The sequence below is a fragment of the Empedobacter brevis genome, assembly GCF_965118635.1.
Lineage (GTDB): Bacteria > Bacteroidota > Bacteroidia > Flavobacteriales > Weeksellaceae > Empedobacter > Empedobacter brevis_A.
The window spans coordinates 182,991-203,012 of the sequence record NZ_CBCPHV010000004.1; the positions used below are offsets into that span (position 1 = coordinate 182,991).

25 protein-coding genes, 2 tRNA genes and 1 riboswitch are annotated in these 20,022 nt (G+C 30.7%); of the genes, 15 read left to right on the forward strand and 12 right to left on the reverse strand.

Going from position 1 to position 20,022, the window contains the following annotated elements:
- Positions 1-267: a hypothetical protein gene (locus tag ACMHJW_RS07240; RefSeq protein WP_413532740.1), complete on the forward strand. Its 267-nt coding sequence runs from the start codon at positions 1-3 to the stop codon at positions 265-267.
- 447 nt (positions 268-714) lie between these two features.
- Here ACMHJW_RS07240 and ACMHJW_RS07245 read toward each other — a convergent pair whose 3' ends face one another.
- From ACMHJW_RS07245 to ACMHJW_RS07275, 7 genes are all read right to left on the reverse strand, one after another.
- Positions 715-1,587: a hypothetical protein gene (locus ACMHJW_RS07245; RefSeq protein WP_413532741.1), complete on the reverse strand. Its 873-nt coding sequence runs from the start codon at positions 1,585-1,587 to the stop codon at positions 715-717.
- Positions 1,588-1,598: 11 nt separating this feature from the next.
- A complete protein-coding gene (locus tag ACMHJW_RS07250) occupies positions 1,599-2,720 on the reverse strand; it encodes an ATP-dependent Clp protease proteolytic subunit (protein WP_413532742.1) in 1,122 nt (373 codons plus the stop codon).
- Between the two features lie 12 nt (positions 2,721-2,732).
- Positions 2,733-3,131: a hypothetical protein gene (locus tag ACMHJW_RS07255; RefSeq protein WP_413532743.1), complete on the reverse strand. Its 399-nt coding sequence runs from the start codon at positions 3,129-3,131 to the stop codon at positions 2,733-2,735.
- A gap of 4 nt (positions 3,132-3,135) precedes the next feature.
- On the reverse strand, positions 3,136-3,342 hold the full coding sequence (locus tag ACMHJW_RS07260) for a hypothetical protein (protein WP_413532744.1): 207 nt from the start codon (positions 3,340-3,342) through the stop codon (positions 3,136-3,138).
- Positions 3,343-3,532: 190 nt separating this feature from the next.
- The gene (locus tag ACMHJW_RS07265; RefSeq protein WP_413532745.1) at positions 3,533-3,835 is read right to left on the reverse strand and encodes a hypothetical protein; all 303 of its coding nucleotides are present in this window, start codon (positions 3,833-3,835) and stop codon (positions 3,533-3,535) included.
- A 4-nt stretch (positions 3,836-3,839) separates the two neighbouring features.
- On the reverse strand, positions 3,840-4,454 hold the full coding sequence (locus tag ACMHJW_RS07270; protein WP_413532746.1) for an antA/AntB antirepressor family protein: 615 nt from the start codon (positions 4,452-4,454) through the stop codon (positions 3,840-3,842).
- Positions 4,451-4,627: a hypothetical protein gene (locus ACMHJW_RS07275; RefSeq protein WP_413532747.1), complete on the reverse strand. Its 177-nt coding sequence runs from the start codon at positions 4,625-4,627 to the stop codon at positions 4,451-4,453. Before ACMHJW_RS07275 ends, ACMHJW_RS07270 begins: the two co-directional genes overlap by 4 nt.
- A gap of 64 nt (positions 4,628-4,691) precedes the next feature.
- Between ACMHJW_RS07275 and ACMHJW_RS07280 the strand changes: the two genes are divergently transcribed.
- From ACMHJW_RS07280 to ACMHJW_RS07290, 3 genes are all read left to right on the forward strand, one after another.
- The gene (locus ACMHJW_RS07280; protein ID WP_413532748.1) at positions 4,692-5,093 is read left to right on the forward strand and encodes a hypothetical protein; all 402 of its coding nucleotides are present in this window, start codon (positions 4,692-4,694) and stop codon (positions 5,091-5,093) included.
- A 10-nt stretch (positions 5,094-5,103) separates the two neighbouring features.
- A complete protein-coding gene (locus ACMHJW_RS07285; protein WP_413532749.1) occupies positions 5,104-5,652 on the forward strand; it encodes a hypothetical protein in 549 nt (182 codons plus the stop codon).
- 970 nt (positions 5,653-6,622) lie between these two features.
- The gene (locus tag ACMHJW_RS07290; protein ID WP_413532750.1) at positions 6,623-6,856 is read left to right on the forward strand and encodes a GNAT family N-acetyltransferase; all 234 of its coding nucleotides are present in this window, start codon (positions 6,623-6,625) and stop codon (positions 6,854-6,856) included.
- Here the strand turns inward: ACMHJW_RS07290 and ACMHJW_RS07295 are convergent.
- From ACMHJW_RS07295 to pth, 3 genes are read right to left on the reverse strand one after another with little or no spacing between them, the layout of a single operon-like run.
- Complete coding sequence (locus ACMHJW_RS07295; RefSeq protein ID WP_038336390.1) at positions 6,853-7,083, reverse strand: DUF3820 family protein; 231 nt, start codon at positions 7,081-7,083, stop codon at positions 6,853-6,855. The two genes, ACMHJW_RS07290 and ACMHJW_RS07295, sit on opposite strands and share 4 nt — an antisense overlap.
- Positions 7,083-7,499, reverse strand: coding sequence for a rhodanese-like domain-containing protein (locus ACMHJW_RS07300; protein WP_413532751.1), 417 nt, complete (start codon positions 7,497-7,499; stop codon positions 7,083-7,085). Before ACMHJW_RS07300 ends, ACMHJW_RS07295 begins: the two co-directional genes overlap by 1 nt.
- The gene (gene pth, locus ACMHJW_RS07305; RefSeq protein WP_413532752.1) at positions 7,489-8,055 is read right to left on the reverse strand and encodes an aminoacyl-tRNA hydrolase; all 567 of its coding nucleotides are present in this window, start codon (positions 8,053-8,055) and stop codon (positions 7,489-7,491) included. The genes ACMHJW_RS07300 and pth overlap by 11 nt, the downstream gene beginning before the upstream one ends.
- A gap of 111 nt (positions 8,056-8,166) precedes the next feature.
- Between pth and ACMHJW_RS07310 the strand changes: the two genes are divergently transcribed.
- The 6 genes from ACMHJW_RS07310 (at position 8,167) to ACMHJW_RS07335 (ending at position 14,915) form a co-directional block, all read left to right on the forward strand.
- Positions 8,167-8,682, forward strand: a complete 516-nt coding sequence (locus ACMHJW_RS07310) for a TlpA family protein disulfide reductase (RefSeq protein ID WP_413532753.1) — start codon at positions 8,167-8,169, stop codon at positions 8,680-8,682.
- A gap of 155 nt (positions 8,683-8,837) precedes the next feature.
- Positions 8,838-9,089, forward strand: a complete 252-nt coding sequence (locus ACMHJW_RS07315) for a TM2 domain-containing protein (RefSeq protein WP_413532754.1) — start codon at positions 8,838-8,840, stop codon at positions 9,087-9,089.
- 158 nt (positions 9,090-9,247) lie between these two features.
- Positions 9,248-10,225 (forward strand): pyruvate dehydrogenase complex E1 component subunit beta, encoded by a 978-nt coding sequence (locus ACMHJW_RS07320; protein WP_413532755.1) that lies wholly within the window; start codon positions 9,248-9,250, stop codon positions 10,223-10,225.
- A 78-nt stretch (positions 10,226-10,303) separates the two neighbouring features.
- Positions 10,304-12,841 carry a DUF5686 family protein gene (locus ACMHJW_RS07325; RefSeq protein WP_413532756.1) on the forward strand — a complete coding sequence of 846 codons (2,538 nt, stop codon included), beginning with the start codon at positions 10,304-10,306 and terminating at the stop codon, positions 12,839-12,841.
- Between the two features lie 29 nt (positions 12,842-12,870).
- Positions 12,871-13,353, forward strand: coding sequence for an inorganic diphosphatase (locus ACMHJW_RS07330; RefSeq protein WP_413532757.1), 483 nt, complete (start codon positions 12,871-12,873; stop codon positions 13,351-13,353).
- Between the two features lie 128 nt (positions 13,354-13,481).
- Positions 13,482-14,915 (forward strand): M28 family peptidase, encoded by a 1,434-nt coding sequence (locus ACMHJW_RS07335; RefSeq protein ID WP_413532758.1) that lies wholly within the window; start codon positions 13,482-13,484, stop codon positions 14,913-14,915.
- A gap of 41 nt (positions 14,916-14,956) precedes the next feature.
- Here the strand turns inward: ACMHJW_RS07335 and ACMHJW_RS07340 are convergent, their stop codons facing one another.
- Together ACMHJW_RS07340 and ACMHJW_RS07345 are read right to left on the reverse strand one after the other, a co-directional pair.
- Entirely contained in the window at positions 14,957-16,333 is a 1,377-nt protein-coding gene (locus tag ACMHJW_RS07340; protein ID WP_413532759.1) for a tryptophanase, read from the reverse strand.
- 125 nt (positions 16,334-16,458) lie between these two features.
- Positions 16,459-16,872 (reverse strand): acyl-CoA thioesterase, encoded by a 414-nt coding sequence (locus ACMHJW_RS07345; RefSeq protein WP_413532760.1) that lies wholly within the window; start codon positions 16,870-16,872, stop codon positions 16,459-16,461.
- A gap of 119 nt (positions 16,873-16,991) precedes the next feature.
- Positions 16,992-17,133, reverse strand: a riboswitch (cobalamin riboswitch).
- 86 nt (positions 17,134-17,219) lie between these two features.
- On the opposite strand from ACMHJW_RS07345, the gene ACMHJW_RS07350 reads away from it, so the two are divergent.
- The 5 genes from ACMHJW_RS07350 (at position 17,220) to trxA (ending at position 20,001) form a co-directional block, all read left to right on the forward strand.
- The gene (locus ACMHJW_RS07350; protein WP_413532761.1) at positions 17,220-18,371 is read left to right on the forward strand and encodes an LOG family protein; all 1,152 of its coding nucleotides are present in this window, start codon (positions 17,220-17,222) and stop codon (positions 18,369-18,371) included.
- Between the two features lie 167 nt (positions 18,372-18,538).
- Positions 18,539-18,611: transfer RNA gene (locus ACMHJW_RS07355), tRNA-Met, on the forward strand.
- Between the two features lie 6 nt (positions 18,612-18,617).
- Positions 18,618-18,690 (forward strand) — tRNA-Met (locus ACMHJW_RS07360).
- Between the two features lie 83 nt (positions 18,691-18,773).
- Positions 18,774-19,409, forward strand: a complete 636-nt coding sequence (locus ACMHJW_RS07365) for a suppressor of fused domain protein (protein WP_413532762.1) — start codon at positions 18,774-18,776, stop codon at positions 19,407-19,409.
- A 235-nt stretch (positions 19,410-19,644) separates the two neighbouring features.
- Positions 19,645-20,001: a thioredoxin gene (gene trxA, locus ACMHJW_RS07370; protein ID WP_413532763.1), complete on the forward strand. Its 357-nt coding sequence runs from the start codon at positions 19,645-19,647 to the stop codon at positions 19,999-20,001.
- The last annotated feature ends 21 nt before the right edge of the window (positions 20,002-20,022 follow it).

The window sequence follows — 20,022 nt, forward strand, 5'->3', positions numbered from 1 at the left end:
ATGTTAAAAGTTATTTCTGTAAGAGAACAAAAAGATTATTTAAAGCAAGCAATTGCTTTTTTGCAAGAAAGTTGGAATGAAGTTTCTCCGATTATTTATGAAGATTGTATCACACATGCTATTGATGCCGAAAATCCTTTGCCACAATGGTATTTATTATTAAAAGATGATAAAATTATTGGATGCGCAGGATTAATTACTAATGATTTTATTAGTAGAATTATAATCGGCAAAACGAAAAATACACTTTTTAGAAACGGAATTTAAACAAAAATCGCTCTTATTTTAGACTATAAAAAGTATAATTATTGATGATTTTTTATGAAAATAAGCGTTTAAACTTGACCGTTAATTTGACCGTATTTTTAATAGATTCGAAAAGTACAAGAAATCCGGTCAAATTACATCTCTTTAAAGTACTACATAAACTACTACATTTTAATGATATTCGAAATATTCAATAAATGTAGTAGTTTCATTATTATCAAAAGTTGTAAACCACCACATGAAGTGCCACATTTTGAAGATATTCGAAATATACAAGAAATGTGGCGGTTTCATTAATCTAAAAATTGTAAAGAGTAACATAAAGGGTAACATTTTCAGATGATTCGAAAAGTACAGAAAATGTTACCCTTTTAAACCATGTTTAAACATCCTTTATAAATAGAAAAAGCACCTATACAGGTGCTTTTATTTTGATTTGTGAGATATTTAAACTTTTGCGGTTACAATTGCCCCAATTCCTTTATTACGTATCGGAAGCGCAATAAAACGCTTATCAAAACCAACAATTGTAGCACGTTCTTTAGGGTCGTGTAATGTTGTGTACATCTTAGGATCTCCGTCCGCTTTCATTACTTCGTCTGAACTAAAAGCAAAAGAACAATAAGTATCTGTATTTGCTTTTTCTGCATCAAACTCTTTCTTTTTAAGTGTTGTAGAGTCAAATACAGGCATTTTAGAGAATTGTAAGATATTGAAACCTGCAAATTTAGAAGGTTGTCCTTCTTTCCATTCTGTGATGTCTTTAAATGATTTCAAATCATATAAAATTAAATCCTCTAAATGTGCTGGGTGTAAAACCAAATTACGTCCTTCTGTATTAATATCTAAATCATCAAAACGACGCTTTAATTTTAGAATATCCGCAGGCATTAAACGTTTAAAGCCTTCTCCGTTATCCTCTCCAGTTGTAATAATTACAGGTGTATAATCGCTGTCTTCATTTGGAGTATAAGCATGTGCCGCTTTCATTGCTGATTTTAATACTAATGATTGACGATGTCCGTAAATTACACTTTCTAACTTATCGTAGGCTAGTTCTACTGCTTCTGGCTCTCTAATTAAAGTGTTTTCTGTTTCGTATAAATCCAATTCAATAGATAAAGGATTATCGGTTCTTTCAACGACCTTAATAGGGTAAGTTTTATTATTGATTAATACTTTGGGGTCAACTCCAACCTCTGCCATATTTAACTTATCATTATCAACAAAAGCAGAAAAATCGCGTACGAAATTCAAAAATGATGCTTGTGGATAAAAGTTATTCATTAATTGCTGTAACCAGATTTGTGTTTGTAACATATCTATTCTATTTATTTGTTATTAAATTGTTTATTTATTAATTCTTTATAAAGCGATGGATTATTTGCTAATGCTTTAGGGTCGTTTTTACGATAATCGTCTAATGTCCATTCGCTTTTAGGGCGCTCCTCTTTTGTTTGGTTTGCCATAATTTGGTTATAAATCGATACTCGTGGAGCAATATTATTCAAGAAACTTTTAGCTTCTGTATAATTAGATGCGAAAAGCTTCTTTAAATGAGTTCTTTGATTATGAGAAATTTTACCAGCTCGCAAAGCATCATCAATTAAATTCTCCGCTTCCTGTTCTTGTTCCTTTTTGCTTGTCTCACTTTGTTCAAGCAGTTCTTTTACACGATTTACAATGTCTTGCGAGGTAGCTGTTTCGTCTAATCCTAATAATTCGATTAAGTTTGGGATTATATCCGTTTGCTCCTTGATTTCGTTTAAAATAGCAGTATCCGAACTTGATTCAGTTACATTTTTTAAGTTAAACGTTTCGATAAGATTTGATTTTAAATTCATATCTGATTTATTTTGAAGGTTATTATTTAATGATGCTGTAATCTTTTTATAGACATCTATATTATTCTTATACTTAGGATTGAATAAAGCAGTAGCATTCGTAACAGGCTCTATAATACCTTTGATTAGATTTTCTGTTAAGGCTTGTTCTGCATTAAACCAATTATCACCGCTTAACCATTTTGAAACATATTCTTGTGATTGTCCTGTTTTAGCAATTAATTTTTTAATAAAATTCGATTCTATTAATTGTAGTAATTTCATTGCCTTATCATGGTCTTTTGCAGTTCCAAAACTTCCACTACTTGGAGCGTGTATCATTAAATACCCATTTTCAACCATGTACACTTCTTCTGTAGCTAAACAAATGACCGCTCCCATAGATGCAGCAATCCCAACAATATGGATGGCTATAGTTGATTTTGAGTTTACTATTGCATTATAAATGATATTACCGTCGAATACAGAACCTCCATTTGTATGAAGTTGAATAATTATATTTTGATGCTTCTTTTCAAGAGGTTCTAAATGAGAAACGAAAGAGACCCCGTCTCCTTCGTTTATATCTCCATACGCATGTATGATATTATTTTTTATATTAAAGTTCATTGCTAATAGTGTTTAAACAATGTTTAAACTTTGATTTGCGACACTTTCTCTTAATTCTGATAGTATTTGTCCTTCCTCTAAAGGAATTAACTGTAAAGCGACTTGTAAAACTTTTTTTATATCATCTAGTTTTTTCGTTTTATAGTTAATATCATTATCCATGTTTAAATCAATTGAATCGATTGTAATTTGTAATAAAGATTCCATAGTATAAAACATATCTTCATATCCATAAAATCTTATTTTCCCTTCATAGGCATTTTTTTTATTTGCACTAGGGTTATATTCAAATCTTTCTAATCTATTAATTAGTTTGATTAATTGACTTGTATTTATACAAGACTGTTTTTCTGTTTTACTAACAACTTTCATTGCTTTTTTTTCTGCTTGTTCTATTGTTGATGTATTCATAATTTTATGTTTTTGTTTGGTCTAATTCTTTTAACTGCTTTTTTGCATTTACACCTAAATAGGTCTCATAAGTCCTTTGGGTGATATTGAATTGGTCTGCAATATATTCGTGATAAATATTTTTAAAATAAAGCCCTTCTTTCCTGTATTTAAGCGTGATTTCTTGAATTTTTAACACGCGTAATAAATAATTTCGCCTGTTGTATGCCATTTTGTTCTATATTTGCTACATCCTTTTTATGATGGAGCTCGTAATAGAAATATTGCGGGCTTTTTTTTGCTAGTTATTTAATGAACTTGCGATAAAGGCAGATGCCAAATACTGTTATTCTTTTCTCAGTTCTCTCAACCTCGAAAGATTCTGATAAATGATAAATTGTTTTCATTGGATCAATATTTTACTATATATAATCTGATTCATTTGTACCGTCATTAAAAACTCGTGCATAATCTTCAAATCTTGTTATCCGATTTGGTTTTAATATAAAACCTTGTGTCTTTTGAGATAACCATTTCTCTTTATGAGATTTTAAGCCTTGATTTAAAACAGAGTTCATAACTTCACTATCTAAATCGTTATCTAACAACATTATTGTCTTGGTTATAGTCCCGTCGCTTAACATTACTTCTGTTACCAGCATTTTAGATGGCTGAAAGTTTAAGTCCTTAAAAAGGTCTGTAGGGTTAAATTGTTTTATAGCCATATCATTATCTTTTTAATTCGTCAATCATTTCTTGATAGCTAAATAAAAGCCCTTGTTTATTTTCTAAAGCTTTTTGATACATAGCATTAACAACCTGTTTACTTTTACGCCCCTCAGAAACAGAAGAAACATTGCGTATATAGTCATAACTAAGGTTTAATTCTTTTGCAATCTGTTTTAAATCACCCCAACGCAAATAATATTTAATCACGTTCATTAATTCGGCTTTTTTAGCAATTATACTTGTTTCGTGTTCTACACTACCTATTAATAAACCTCTATTATCTTGCTCTCTTAATAGCTTATCCATTGCTATACGTTCCATCTCAATGAAGTATTGACGAGCTTGTTTACCTTTGGGTGTACGTTGTATCATTGCTATCTCTTTGGCGGTGTCAATAGTTAAAACATAGTCGTCTAAAGCTTGTTTTGTTCCACCGTTTGGCATTTTCACATTTTTGTGTAAACATTGATAATCAGTACTTTGAACAAAACCATACTCTAACATTCTGTTAATCCATTCGTAAAATCTTGTTGGAGTTTCTAAATAGTTATGCAGTTCTCTTGCTGATACGGCACGTTTACCGTTTTGTTCTGTGATTTTAATTAACTCTTTCATAGTTCTATTTTTTCTGATTCTTCTATTAGTAATTCTTTGGCTCTTTTACGAATTTTATCCGCTTGTTTAGATTGAAAAACATAACGCAAACTCATATCTACAGACTGTAGTGTACAACCAAACTCATCTTTGATTTTGTGCTTTAGTTTAGGGTGTAATAATATTTTTTTCATTACTTTGTATTAATAAATTCTTTTCACAAATATATGAGAGAAATCTCAATTAAAACAAATTTTTATGAGAGAAATTTCATTTTTAAAAGAAAAAATACTACAATATATTGAAAGTAAATCTGTTACAAAATATGAGTTTTATCAAAAAACAGGTATATCGAATGGTGTTTTATCACAAAAAAGTGGTTTATCAGAAGATAATTTATTGAGATTTCTCTCATATTATAAAGACGTTAACCCAGAATGGCTATTAACAGGAAAAGGATCGATGCTAAAGGAGGATGCTGTAAATAAAGTAAATCAAAGTATTACAGGTGATGGAAATATACAATCAGGCAATAATACCAGTATAACAGGCGATTGCAAAGAAAAAGTACAGGAACTGCAAAAGCAGTTAAAAGAAAAAGACAAGGAGATAGAACGCCAAAAAAAGCAAATAGATAAACTATTCAATATGATACCTTAAATAACTAACTATGAATAACAAACAAGACATTAAAGGAGACAACAACGTACAAGTAGGCGTTAATAATGGGCAAATAATCCAAACAAAGAAAGTTAAACAGGTTACGGAGGTTCTGCACGATGCAAGTAACCATATTACAGATGCACAGGCATTACAAATTCGCTTAAAAATAACTGATATTGCTGAAATGGTAGCTACCAACAAAGGAAATATAGGAAGTCAAATAAAAAAAGAATACAATGCTTTATATAAAGAGTTTGGTTGTACCAGTTACAAATTATTACCAGCAGAACGTTTTGAAGAAGCTATGCTATGGCTATCTAAAAGAACAGGATATAGAGGAAAGAAAAATTTAAGACATGGAGATCCGGAAGAATGGAGAAAAAACCAATATAAAGCCATCAATGCACGTATCAGACAATTAGGTATGAGTAAAGAGGATTTACTTATATTTGCAGAAGAGAAGTTGGCTTTAAAAAAGCCGTTGGCATCTATAAAAGATTTGAGCGCTACACGTTTACAAAGTTTATATACTTATATTTTTAGTAAAAAACTTTAACCAGGTGAAACCCTTACAAAAACCCTTACGTTTTCATGAAATTCAAAAGATTCAGAAAATGTAAGGGTTTTTAAGTGCTATTTCCATTAACAGAACTAGGACATAAAGTAGGACATTTTAATGATATTCGAAATATTCAAGAAATGTCCTACTTTGAACTATGTAAAGTATGAATAAAAGTATGAACTTTTTAAGAGATTCAAAAAATACAAAATACCTCATACTTTCAAGTATGGAACCGTTACAAAAACTGTTACATTCTTGTAAGATTCGAAAAATACTAAAAATGTAACAGTTTGGAGTGGTTAAAGTGTGGTAAATAGTGTGGCATTTTGACTAAATTCGAAATATGCAAGAAATACCACACTTTGGAGGAACTAAACTGTAAGAAAAAGTGTAAGGTTTAGAAATTATTCAAAAAGTACGAAATACCTTACACTTTCAAGTATGGAACCGTAACAAATACTGTAACATTTTTGTAAGATTCGAAAAATACTAAAAATGTAACAGTTTGGAGTATGTTTACTATGGTAAATAGTATGGTATTTTGACTAAATTCGAAATATGCAATAAATACCATACTTTGGAGGAACTAAACTGTAACAAAAACCGTAACATTTTTACAAGATTCGAAAAGTACAGAAAATGTTACAGTTTCAAGCCTACAAAGAGTGAATAAAAGTGTGAAGTTTTTAATAGATTCAAAATATACAAGAAACTTCACACTTTGAGTTATTCAAACGGTCGCAAAAAGCGACCCTTTTAAAATGTCTTAATAAAGCACTATATCAATGCGTTTAGTTTAATTGATATATAAAAAACAGGGCTCCAGTTAAACCTATATCGCTATTTTTAATGGTTTTTCGTTAGAAATGCTTTAAGTCGCATAAACCTCGCATCAAGCAAACTTAAACTTCTTAAATCAAAAAGCCCCTAAATAAGCTGTACTTTTCATATTGCCCCTCATAGAATGGATCTTTATCCATGGATTTGTGCAATTTTTATTCGTGAAGAAGAAAGAGGGAATAATTATGCATCTCTTTTAATCGATAAAGCAAAAAAGGATACAAAAAAATTCGGATTCAATTATTTAAATCTTTGTACAGATCATATTGGATATTATGAAAAATTCGGTTTCGAATATATTGGACAAGGTTATCATCCTTGGGAAGAAGAATCGAGAATTTATCAGATAAAAGTTTAACCAAATTGACGTTTCAATTCGTATATAATATCTTCTAATCCATTCAGTTTTATTTCGTAAACGGTTGATAGTAAAATGCCTAATTTTCCTTTTGGAAACCCTCCTTTTCCAACAAACCATTCGAGATAAGAAACTGGTAAATCACACAACAATCGCCCTTCATATTTACCGAAAGGCATTTTTGTTGTGACGATTTCTTTTAATATTTCGGGACGAAATCCTTCCATTATTTTGTTATAGTTCCTTTATATGTCGACATTCCATCCTTGAAATTAATCGCTTTTTTAAAACCTTTATCTTGCATTTTTTCAGTTGCTAATCTTGCTCTAACACCAGATTTACAATAAATGAAATAATTCTTTTTTGTATCTAGTTTCTGAATTTCATCTGTAAAATTTGGGTTTTTCACATCAATATTAATTGCTCCAGGAATATGTCCTTCTGCAAATTCTTCTGGCGTACGAACATCTAGCAAAACATTCTTTTTATTCTTGAAGTTAATATCATTTACATTATCCAATGTAGAAGTTACTTCTTCTAATTTTGCTTCTTTTCCTTCTGAATTTGATAAATTATTACTTGCACAAGAACCTAAAAAAAGTGTTCCTGCAATCAGTACAATTCCTAAAATTTTATTTCCCATTATATTGATTCATTGTATTACCTAATCCTTGAAAAATAAACGATAAAACAGCATCAGCCGCTAATGATAATCGTTCATTCATTCTTTCATTTTCTTCTGCCGACCAATCACCTAATACATAATCTACTTGTTTCCCTTCCGAAAACTCATTTCCAACTCCGAAACGCAATCGAGCATAATTTTGTCCTCCAATCTTGTTCTGAATATCTTTCAGCCCATTATGTCCTCCATCACTTCCCTTTCCACGCATACGAATTGTTCCAAAAGGCAAGTTCAAATCATCTGTGATTACAAAAATATTTTCTAATGAAATATTTTCTTTTTTCATCCAAAAACGAACCGCATCACCACTCAAATTCATGTATGTATTCGGTTTTAATAATGTAACAGGACGCGCTTTGTATTTGAATTGTGCAACTTCACCAAAATTTGATGGCGAAAATTTTGCATCAACTTTTTTAGCAACTTCTTCTACAACTTTGAAACCTATATTATGACGAGTATTTTCGTATTGCGCTCCTATATTACCAAGCCCAATAATCAGATATTTTTGCATGAAACAAAATTACATCTTTTTGCAATGATTCGAAATAAATATTTAACTTCGCTTAAAATCTACTAAATTGGTATAGATTTTGAAAATACAAGAAATCGATAAAAATTTATCATGAAAAAAATAGTTAACGTTCTTTTATTAATCGTTGGAATGAATGCATTTGCACAAAAAAGTCCAGCGTTGATGAAAACTGAATTTCCAATTGCAGCTTTGCAAGATAGCATAGTTGATTTGGAAGGAAACACGAACAGTATAGGAAATGTTTTTTCTAATTATAAAGGAAAAATTGTTCTGCTAGATTTATGGGCAACTTGGTGTGGAGATTGTATCAAAAATATGCCAGCGTTGAAAACGTTACATGAAAAAAATCCTGATATAGCTTTTGTTTACCTTTCAATGGATAAAAATGAAGAAGCTTGGAAAAAAGGAATTGAAAAATATCAAATCCAAGGCGAACATTTTTACTTAGGAAATAATTGGAAAGGAAATTTTGGCACAGGAATTGATTTAAATTGGATACCACGATATTTGGTTCTTGATCAAAATGGAAAAATTGCAGATTACTATAGCGTAAAAGCAGATGATCCTAAAGTTCAAGAAACAATTGATCGTTTAAGAAATAAATAGTTTATTAGTTTACCAACCAAAGGGTGATTGAAATTAAAACATCAATCACCCTTTTTTATTAAGCGCTTAAAATCTCATTATATCTAGCGATTTTTAAGAAATAGGAACTAATTAAATTTGTAATCAATAAAAACAATTATTTAAACTTAAAATCTATGGAAAACAATCAACCATACAAATCAGAGAAAAAACTTGCGGCTGGAATTTTAGGAATTTTAGTCGGATATTTAGGAATTCATAAGTTCTATTTAGGTTATACAAAAGAAGGAATTATTCAATTAATTGCGACTTTTATAACATTTGGCTTTGCTGGAATTATTGGATTTATAGAGGGAATTATCTATTTGACTAAATCTGACGAAGAATTTGATAAAACATATGTAGAAGGTCACAAAGGCTGGTTCTAAGATAAAGATTACATTCTTTTTTAAATATTTTTCGATCCCAAAATAATCTAAAGTTGTTTTGGGATTTTTGTATTGAGTAAATTCGTTTTAAATAATTCGCAAGTTTTTTACTACATTTGCTTTAGGAAAAAATATAATAAAGAACGAAATCGCATAAAATGGCTATAAAAACATTTAGAGAAGTAATCGCAGAGGCAATGAGTGAAGAAATGCGCCGTGATGAATCTATATTTTTAATTGGAGAAGAAGTAGCAGAATACAACGGAGCATACAAAGCTTCGAAAGGAATGTTAGACGAATTTGGGGCTGAACGTGTAATTGATGCGCCAATTGCTGAAGCTGGTTTTTCAGGAATCGCTATTGGATCTACAATGACGGGATGTCGTCCAATTGTAGAGTACATGACATTCAACTTCTCATTAGTATGTATTGATCAAATTATCAATAATGCTGCAAAAATTTATCAAATGTCAGGAGGACAATTAAATTGTCCAATCGTATTTAGAGGGCCTACTGCTTCTGCAGGACAATTAGGAGCAACACACTCACAAGCTTTCGAAAATTGGTATGCAAATGTACCAGGTCTTAAAGTAATTGTTCCTTCAAATCCTTATGATGCAAAAGGTTTATTAAAATCTGCAATTCGTGATAACGATCCAGTAATTTTCATGGAATCTGAACAGATGTATGGAGATAAAATGGAAATGCCAGACGAAGAATACACAATCGAAATTGGTAAAGCAGAAATCAAACGTGAAGGTACAGATGTTACATTAGTTTCTTTCGGAAAAATTATTAAGCAAGCTTACATTGCTGCTGATGAATTAGCTAAAGAAGGGATTTCTGTAGAAGTAATTGATTTACGTACTGTTCGTCCATTAGATTACGATACGATTTTTAAATCTGTTAAGAAAACAAATCGTTTGGTAGTTTTAGAAGAAGCTTGGCCTTTTGGTTCTGTTGCTTCTGAGATTACGTATATGGTTCAACAAAAAGCATTCGATTATTTAGATGCGCCAGTGAAACGTATAACAACTAAAGATACATCAGCACCTTATGCTCCAAACTTATACGAAACTTGGATTCCAAATGCTAAAGATGTAATTGAAGCTGTAAAATCAGTTATGTATAAATAAAATATAACAATTATCAACTATATTTGTAAAGTCTAGCATGTATTTTGCTAGGCTTTATTTTTTAACCAAAACTTATTGATGAAAAGTTATATAACAGCTTTCTTTTTAGTTGTTTTAGCGGCAGTGAACGCACAAGTAAAAATTCAAGGAAAGGTCATAGATTCTGAAACATTGAAGCCAATTCCTTATGCAGATATTCGATTACCAGAATTAAAAGTTAGTGCTACATCAAACTCTGATGGAACTTTTTATATCGAATCTCCTTCGAATACAGATAAAATTGTAATATCGAAAAGTGGATATGAAACTTCTGATTATATTATTGAGAATAAAATCGATTATAATTTTACCGCTCAATTGTATTTAGCTGAAGAGAATACTTCTGATGAAAACGAAGATACTGTAGATTTGCAAACAGCTGTTGTCTCAGCAAAGAAAAAACGTCTTAAAAAGAAAGAAAATCCAGCTTACGCTATCTTAAGAGAAGTTTGGAAGCGTAAAAAGAAAAACGGATTAAAGTTAACTCCACATTACCAATATGATGAATACGAAAAGTTACAATTTGATATTAGTAATATCGATTCAACTTTTATGAAACGTAAGATTTTTAAAGGAATGGAATTTATTTTTGAGAAAGTAGATACTTCTTCTATCAATGGGAAGACTTATTTACCAGCATTCTTAAACGAATCTATTTATAATGTTGCGGGAATTAATAAACCTTCGACAAAAGAACGTCGCGAATTAATAGCCAATAAAACATCAGGTTTCGAAAAAAATGAAGTAGTCGCTTCTACTGTAAAAAACCTTTTCCGAGATATTGACATTTACGATAATCGTGTAAACATTTTAGATATCAAATTTGTAAGTCCAATTGCAACAGATGGATTTGCAGTTTATGATTACGAATTGAAAGATACAATAGATGTAGACGGAATAGAATCTTATCGAATCAAATATTATCCTCGTCGAGAAGGAGAATTAACATTCAAAGGAGAATTATATATTTCGAAAGATGCTTATGCCGTGAAGGAAGTTGTGATGGAAACAACGAAAGAAATCAACGTAAACTTTGTACGTAATATCTTTATGAATCTTGTTTATGATATTCCAAATGATTCTATTTTCTATCCGAAAAAAGAATATGCAATGTTGGATATGTCATTATTGAGTAAAAAAGAAAACTCAAAAGGAATTTTTGCACATAAAACGGTGAATTATTACAATTATGATTTTGATACAATTCATCCCGAATCTTTTTACTACGAAAAATTAGATCCTGCAAAAGCATCAGTCAATGTGAAGGATAATCAGTTTTGGGTAGAAAATCGTCCTGAAGTTTTGACAAAAGATCAAGAAGGTATTTATGAAACGTTAGAACAATTAAATAAAGTTCCAAAATTCAATAATATTGTAAAAGCAATTGAGATTTTTGGTTCTGGATATTACAATGTCGGAAATGCAATTGATATCGGAAATTTATATTCTTCTTTTGGTTACAATAAAATTGAAGGTTTCCGTTTGAGAGCTGGAGCTCGTACCTATTTTTCACAAAATGATATGTGGCGTGCCCAAGGTTTTCTAGCTTATGGTTTTGGAGATGATAAATTTAAATACGGAGCAGATTTTCGTTATATGTTCAATCGATTCAATCGTTTTCAAGTTGGAATTGGAACAAAACGAGATGTAGAACAATTAGCTGCAACTTTAACAGCTTCTGATGGAATTATGACGCGCAGTTTTGCTTCGTCATCAATCATTAATCAAGGTGATAATACATATTTGAGTAATAATAATTTGACTAATATTTATTCATCAATTGAACCATGGAAAAATGTAACATTTCGTGTAGATGGTAATTATCAATTAATAAAACCAGCTGATACAGAGTATTTTTCAATTGCTTATGATAAAAATGGAAGAATAAAAGAAAGCTTAACAAATTCTAGTGTAAGTATTTCTGTAATTGCTCGTCCAGGTGCAAAATATTCTCAATATGGAATCGATCGTTATGAAATGACCACTTTAGCACCAACGTTAATGTTACGCTATACAAAAGGATTGAAAGGTGTAATCAATTCGGATTTCGAATATGATAAATTACAATTTTTATATACTCAACCAATTTTAATTGGATCGTTTGGAAAATCATTGTTAACAGTTGAAGCTGGAAAAACATTCCAAGGTGTTCCATTGTCATTGATGAGTGCAATTCCAGGAAATGAAAGTTATGGACAAGTTTATGGTACTTTTTCACAATTAGATTATTATGAATTTGTTACAGACGAGTATGTGACAATGAATTGGGAACATCATTTTAAAGGATGGATTTTTAACAAAATTCCATTAATCAAAAAATTAAAATTGAGAGAAGTTGGTTTCTTGAGAGCAGCTTACGGAGATGTTTCGGAGAAAAGCAAAGCAATTAATCATTCAACAATAGAATATTTTTCACCTAATCAACAAATCTACTACGAATATGGTTTTGGGATCGAAAACATTGGTTTTGGAAACATTAGACCAATACGAGTTGATTTTAATTGGCGCGGAAATTATAATAATTTGCCAGATGTTCGTAAATTTGGCATCACAATCGGTTTAGATTGGAATTTTTAGAAAATAAATAATAAAAAAAGAATATTACAATGACTTTTGATGCAATTATCGAAATCCCAAGAGGATCTCGCAACAAATACGAAATGGATCACGAAACAGGAAGAATTCGTTTTGACCGTGTTTTATACTCTCCAATGTTCTACCCAGCTGATTACGGTTTCGTAGAAAATACATTAGGTTTAGATGGAGATCCAATTGATGTATTAGTTTTCTTAACAGAACCAACTGTTCCTGGATGTGTGATTGAAGTAAAAACAATTGGTGTTCTTAAAATGTCTGATGACAAAGGTCAAGATGAAAAATTAATTTGTGTACCAGTTGCTGATCCAACTTGGAATAAATTAGAAAAGATTGAAGACATGAATCCTCATACATTAAAAGCTGTTGAGCATTTCTTCAAAACATACAAAGATTTAGAAAATAAAACTTGTACAGTAGAAGGTTACGGAGATAAAGCATTAGCAGAACAATTATTGCAAGAAGCAAGAGATCGTTTTGTACCATCTCACTAAGAAATCATATTTTTAATTTCATATAAATAGTCCTCAATTTTTTGAGGACTATTTTTTTTTGTATAAATTTTTACTCTTTCTGCTGACAATTTCTAAAAACATCTTTAAGTTTATATAAACACTTACACATGAAATCGAAATTTTTATTAACACTAGGTTTACTCTCTTTAACGATGAGTTTATCTGCGCAAACAAATCAACAAGTTTTAGAATTAATTAATAAAGAAGTACAACAAAATTCTGAAGCTTATCAACAATTAAAAAAAGCAACCGAAACAATTGGACATCGTGCTACGGGAACAGAGAATGGACGTTTAGCAGAAGAATATGCTGCTAATTTGTTGCGTTCATATGGCTATAATGTTTCTTTTCAAGAGTTTTTATTTAATGGTTGGAATCGAAAAAGTTTAAATTTAAAAATCAATAATCAACCTATAAAAGCAGTTGCTCTAGCCCATTCTCCAGCAAATGTTAGTCTTTCTGGAGAATTGATCGATTTGGGAAATGGACTTGAAGAAGATTACAAAAAAAATGCTGATTTAGTAAAAGGGAAAATTGTTCTTGCTACAATAGGATTATTAGACGGAACAGCTAAAGATGTTGAAAATTTACATCGTTCCGAAAAAACCGCTTTGGCAGAAAAATATGGAGCGAAAGGAATTATCTTGTTCAACCGTGCTCCAGGAGGAATTTTATTAACAGGAACAGCTTCCGTTACAGGAGAAATTATTAAAATTCCTTCGATCAACATTAGTTTAGAAGATGGATTGAAGATTAAAGATAATCTTAAGAAAGGAAAAGAAATTGCTAAAATTGAAATGAAAAATGATGTTGGACAAATGAAAGGTCGCAACATTATTGCAAAGAAAATTGGGGCTAAATTTCCAAACGAAAAAATAGTGCTTGGAGGACATTTAGATAGTTGGGATTTAGCTACTGGAGCAATTGATAATGGTGTCGGAAGTTTTTCTGTAATAGATATTGCTCGAACGTACGAAAAGTTAAAACTTCCAAATGATCGCACAATAGAATTTGTTTTATTTATGGGCGAAGAAGTTGGTTTGTTAGGTTCTAAGTATTACGTAAATGAGGCAATAAAAGATGGTTCTATTAGTGAAATAAAAGCTATGTCGAACATGGATATGACAACAAATCCTAAGTCATATTATTCAACAATGGAAAGTAATTTACCAGTTTTAACAGCTTATGCAAAAGATGTACAACAAGTAATTCCAGATTTTAAATTGGCAACATTTGCTAGTGTAGATTTGCATTCAGATCATCAACCATTTATGTTACAAGGCGTGCCAATTATTGGTTTATCAGATAGTCAATTTAAAGAAGGAGCGTTGAATTGTTACCACGCAAATTGCGATACTTTTGATTATGTGGAAGAGGTTGGGTTGAAGAATAATGTCATTTTAGAAACTTATTTATTATATCGTTTAAGTAATTTGAAAGAAATTCCTTCTAAACGTTGGAGTGAACAAGAAACAAAAGAAGCTTTAATAAAAGGAAATTTAGAAACTCCTCTTCGTATTTCGGGCGATTGGAGATGGTGATATAAAAAATCCTTCAGAATTTCTGAAGGATTTTTTTGTTTCTATTTCTTTTTTAATTTTACAGTAAAATGTCTTAAAATTTCTGATTCCCACGAAATCTCAAAACCAGAATTAATCTCATTTCTGCGATCAAAAATATTTTTTAAGGCAACAGCTATATAATCCATATGACTTTGAAAATAAGTTCTTCTCGGAATGGCTAAGCGCAATAATTCTAATTTTGGATATCGATTTTCTCTCGTTTCAGGATCACGATCGGCCAAAATAGTTCCGATTTCAACTCCGCGAATCCCTGCTTCTTTGTATAATTCTATTCCTAAAGTTTGTGCAGGAAATTCTTCTCGTGGAACATTCGGTAAAAATTTTACCGCATCTACAAAAATAGCATGTCCACCAATTGGTTGCTGAATTGGAATTCCATATCCTATTAACTTGTTGCCTAAATATTCTATTTGTTTAATACGAGATTTTAAATAAGAATATTCTGTTGATTCTTGTAAACCTTGTGCTAAAGCAGCTAAATCTCGTCCAGCTAAACCGCCATAACTTAAATAACCTTCGTAAATAATTCCAAAATTTCCACAAATTTTATATAGCTCTTCATTATTTAGTGCAATAAATCCACCAATATTTACTAAACCATCTTTCTTAGCAGACATTGTCATTCCATCTCCATATGAAAACATTTCTAAAACAATTTCTTTAATCGATTTAGTTTTAAATTCTTCTTCTCTTTCTTTGATGAAATAAGCATTTTCTGCAAAGCGAGCACCATCAAAAAAGACTGGAATTCCATATTGATTCGATAATTCTCGAACTTTACGAATATTTTCTATTGATACAGGTTGTCCTCCAGAAGAATTACAAGTAACTGTAATTAAGGTGAAAGGAATTTTTTCTTTTCCATATTCTTTGTAAACATTTTCTAACTTTTGCAAATCGAGATTTCCTTTGAAAGGATGAATCAATTCACTATCAAAAGCTTCATCAATTGTACAGTCAATTGCATTTGCTTTTCTAAATTCGATGTGCCCTTTTGTAGTATCGAAATGAGAATTTCCAGGAACAACATGACCTTCTTTTACAAGAGCCGAAAACAAAACATTTTCTGCTGCTCGTCCTTGGTGCGTTGGCAAAAGAAATTGAAATCCTGTAATTCGGTTAACGGTTTCTTTTAATTTCAAGAAAGATTGTGAACCAGCGTAGCTTTCATCTCCTGTCATCATTGCAGACCATTGTTTATCCGACATTGCTCCAGTTCCGGAATCAGTTAATAAATCAATAAATACTTTGTGACTTTCCAGATTAAATAAGTTATAATCTTTTTCTTCAATCCACTTTTCGCGTTCTTCTCGTGTAGATTGATAAATTTCTTCGACCATTTTTATGCGAAATGGTTCAGCAAAAGGTAATTCCATTTTTTTGTGTTTAATGTAAAGCTAAGAAACCTTTGGAATATTATGAATTATTAAAATGAAAAACATAAAAAAATCCCTTATCAAAAAAGATAAAGGATTAAATTTTTATACAGCTATTTTCTATATTAATCGATAACAGGAACAGGTTTTTTATTTTCGTTGATAGCAACTAAAGTAAAAGTTCCCGATATAGCTTTATCTCGACCATCTCTATACATGCTTTCAATGTAAACGTCAATTTGTACATCCAAACTTGTACGTCCTATGCGCACAACTTTTCCTACAAATTCTACAATAGTTCCAGCAGGAATAGAATGTTTAAAGTCTATCTTATCGCTACTAACTGTAACAATAGGTTTGCGACAAAAACGAGTTGCTGTCATAAAAGCAATTTCATCCATCAAATACATCACCGATCCTCCAAACATGGTATTATGATGATTTGTATCTCCAGGGAAAACAGCTTTGAAAACGCGGGTTTCCGAATTGATGATACGTTGTTCTATCAATTCTTCTCTTGGTGTTTTTTCCACTTCCATTATCATATTTTATTTATGCGTAACTTTTCTTAATTAATTCTAATTGTGATAATGTTTTTTTGTAGTGTTTTGATGGTTTCATAAAATATAATTTTAACTTTTTTCGCGAAAGCTTTTGATTAATTATTAACTCTATTTACTGGCATTCTGACTTCTCAAAAAAGATTGATTTACAGTTGCGCGACAGTTCGTGATTTACACACGATTCCCCAATAAATTGAGCACGAATTTGCTGCAAATATAGACTAGAAAAATGATAATTTAGATATTTATTGTTCCGAATTCGTTGATTTGGAATAATTCGTGTAAATTCATTTTCATAAAAATTTATAGAAGTAAGTTATAAAATGAAAATAAAACCAATAAAAGATTTAATTCATAACTTAAAAGAGTGGAAAGAATTAATTTCTCAAACCAAAGATTTAACAAATAAAGTAATTCAAGATGTTAATTTTTTAAATCAAAAGATTAATTGGGAAGATTATAAATTATGTAATACCTCGTTTTTAGGCTGTAAATTTAAGCAACATGAAGCGATTTATTTAATTGAAAATGGAGCATTTGTTTATCCAAAATTCGAATCAATTCCGTACAATCCTTATCGTGGGAAATTATATACTTGGCAAGAATTGATGGAAGGTTATGATTCAAATAATGATCAAAGTGTTGATCTTAAAATCTATAATCATTTCAAAAATTATAAATATAATCCGCCTGTTTCTGAAGCTTTAGCGCAACGTCTACATGATTTGTCTATTGATGATGGTTTGCGTAGAATCTTAGAATATGATGAGAATGGAATGACAAAGAAAAAGGTTGTAGGTTTTATGGGAGGACATTCTACAGCACGCAATTCTGAATTTTATAACGAGACTGCAAAAGCAGCAAAGTTAGCAACTGAAAAAGGATATTTTGTTGTTTCTGGTGGAGGTCCTGGAATTATGGAAGCGGCAAATTTAGGCGCTTATATGGCAAATTATTCTGATGATGATTTAATGAATGCAATTAGTATTTTGGCTAATTTAGATTTTATTGATGAGAATAAAACTGAATATCTAGCTAGAAATTACATGACAAATGCACAAGAAGTTTTAGAACTTTATCCAAATGGAGCAGAAAGTTTGGCAATTCCGACGTGGTTTTATGGTCATGAACCAAGTAATTTGTTCGCAACGAATATCGCAAAATATTTTTCTAATAGCATTCGAGAAGATATGTTGTTAACAATTAGTCTATTTGGTTTGGTCTATGCGCCGGGAAGTGCAGGAACAACGCAAGAAATTTTTCAAGAAGCAGCACAAAATCATTACGGAACTTCAGGCTATTATAGTCCAATGATTTTCTTGAGTAAAAAACGCTATGTAGAAGATACAGCAATTTATTCTGTATTGCATCAGTTGGCAATTGGTAAACCTTACAAAGAATTATTATTTTTAACAGATAGTGCAGATTCAGCAATTGATTTTATTGAAAAACATCCACCAATCAAGGTTAATTGAAATAGAGTTTAGTTTTTCAGAAAATATTTTCAAATATTTAAAAATTTATAAAGTTCTTTATTTTAATATTTTACAATGATTTAATTTCTTTTTTTTGAAATAAAATAAAATAAATTGGAATAATGTTTGGGATTTTAAATAATGATTGTATATTTGCAATCCAATAACGCGAGATGGAGCAGTAGGTAGCTCGTCGGGCTCATAACCCGAAGGTCACAGGTTCGAGTCCTGTTCTCGCTACTAAATCGCGAGGTGGAGCAGTAGGTAGCTCGTCGGGCTCATAACCCGAAGGTCATCGGTTCGAGTCCGGTCCTCGCTACTACAAAGAGAGTTTCTAATAAGAAGCTCTCTTTTTTTATGTCTTTAACTGAGAAATAAGATTGGATAAACTATTTTTGTATCATGAATTTAGAAGAATATAAAAAACAATATAAATCAGATCAAGCTGTTGGTGCAATTGCGATTGAAAATCGCTTAAAAGAGGTTTATGGAACATTAGAACCTCGTTTTTATTCGCCACAAGTAATGTCTTTTCAAGGAGGAGAAGATCCGATTGATGGAGTTGCTGTTTTTGACGTGAATGGCTATTATCATTTGGTAAGTTATGGAATGTCACATTTGTATTATTCAGAGGAAAGTGTAGGAGCAGATTTTAGTAAATGGGGATTTGAGTTTTCTTTCCGCGTAAAACCTGTTAAAGACGATAATGGAGAAGATCCTTTTTGGGTAGTTCAATTAATGAATAATTTAGGTCGCTTTGTGAACGAAACAAAAGTTTGGTTCGATGAATATCAATTTTTACCATTAGGAGGACCAATTCGTACAGATACAGAAACGGATATTGTTGGTTTGGCTTTTATCAAAGATGATGATTTAGATGAGATTGATACACCTCATGGTAAAGTGACATTTATACAAATGGTTGGGCTAAACTCTGAACAATTGAAAAGATTAGAAGATAATTCTAGTAAAGAAGAAATAATGTCAGTGTTAGCTGATATAAAGTCAGTTAATCCTAAATTTGTTTGCGAATTATAGCGAAATTTTTGTGAATTAAACATATTTACGTTAACCTATTTCTTAAATTATGTTAAATGTAATAAACACACTGTCAGTATTTTAAACTTGGTATTTGTTTTGATTATATCTAAATGTTAGTAGCACTAACAGTAGAATAAATTTTTCATAGGTTAGGTTAATAATTAGTAAAGCTAATTATGAAGCACTTCTTCGGAAGTGCTTTTTTTAGTATATTTAATGATATAAAATAAAGATGTTTAAAAATTTATTCAACCGAAATAAAAATCAATCAATAAAGCAACAAAAATCAAAAACAATGACTTTCGAAGAAATTATTAATTCAGATAAACCTGTTCTTTTAGATTTTTTTGCTACATGGTGTGGACCTTGTCAAATGATGGGACCAATATTGCAGCAAGTAAAAGAAGAATTGGGAGATGATGTCAAAATCTTAAAAGTAGATATTGATAAATACCAAGATTTAGCTAAACGATACCAAGTTCAAGGAGTTCCGACTTTTGCTATTTTCAAAAATGGTCAATTGTTATGGAAACAAAGTGGAGCTCGACCAAAAGAACAATTGGTAGGAGAAATAAAGAAATATATTTAAAAAAAGATAAGTTTGCATTTT